Annotated in this window: 1 protein-coding gene; it reads right to left on the reverse strand. The window is 74.4% G+C overall.

The genetic code is table 11. The annotated features are described in order from the left end of the window. Positions 1-110 precede the first annotated feature (110 nt). A partial coding sequence (locus FV223_RS28640) for a chromate transporter (RefSeq protein ID WP_147729998.1) occupies positions 111-929 on the reverse strand: 819 nt, incomplete at its 5' end.

A 929-nucleotide genomic window follows, 5' to 3' on the forward strand; every position in this document is an offset into this window, starting at 1 on the left:
GGGCGGCCACCACGGCGGCTGGCATCATCGCTGGTGATCGCCGGCGCGCGTGAACCTGAGCCGCGTCGCCGCCTTCGCAGCGGCGCGGTTCCCCACGACGCGCGCGCAGCCTATCCGACCAGGCCGGCGAGGTGCAGGAGGATGCCGGCCGCCGCGCAGGCCGCCAGCGTCGGGATCACGCCGGCCTTGAGCCGGAACACGGCGACGAGCGCCGCGACGGCGAGGACGAGCGCCCACGGATTCAGGCTCGCGAGCACCGGAAGCTCGAGGCGGATCGGCCCGAGGGCGACGGGTTCGAGGCGGGCGAACAGCGTGTGCAGCGCGAACCAGACCGCGAGGTTCAGGATCACCCCGACCACCGCCGCCGTGATCGCCGAGAGCGCGCCGGCCAGCGCCCGGTCGCCGCGCAGGCGCTCGACGTAGGGCGCGCCGACGAAGATCCAGAGGAAGCACGGCGCGAAGGTGACCCAGGTGGTGAGCAGGCCCCCGAGCGTGCCGGCGAGCAGCGGCGGCAGGCTGCCCGGATTGCGGAACGCGGCGAGGAAGCCGACGAACTGCGTGACCATGATCAGCGGCCCCGGCGTCGTCTCGGCCATGCCGAGCCCGTCGAGCATCTCGCCCGGCCGGAGCCAGCCGAACTGCCCGACCGCCTGCTGGGCGACGTAGGCCAGCACCGCGTAGGCGCCGCCGAAGGTCACCATCGCCATCTTCGAGAAGAACAGGGCGATCTGCCCGAACACGTTGTCGGGCCCGAGGATGGCGACGATCGCCGCGACCGGCGTCAGCCAGAGCGCGGCCCAGACAACCGCCGTCAGGAGCGTGCGCGCGGGGGCGTCCCGCTCCTGCGGCAGCGCCGCGTCGCCGATGAGGTACGGTCCGGCATCCGTCCTGCCGGCCGCTCCGTGGCCGCCGCCGACCCGGGACTGCGG

It is taken from the genome of Methylobacterium sp. WL116 (assembly GCF_008039455.1).
GTDB lineage: Bacteria > Pseudomonadota > Alphaproteobacteria > Rhizobiales > Beijerinckiaceae > Methylobacterium.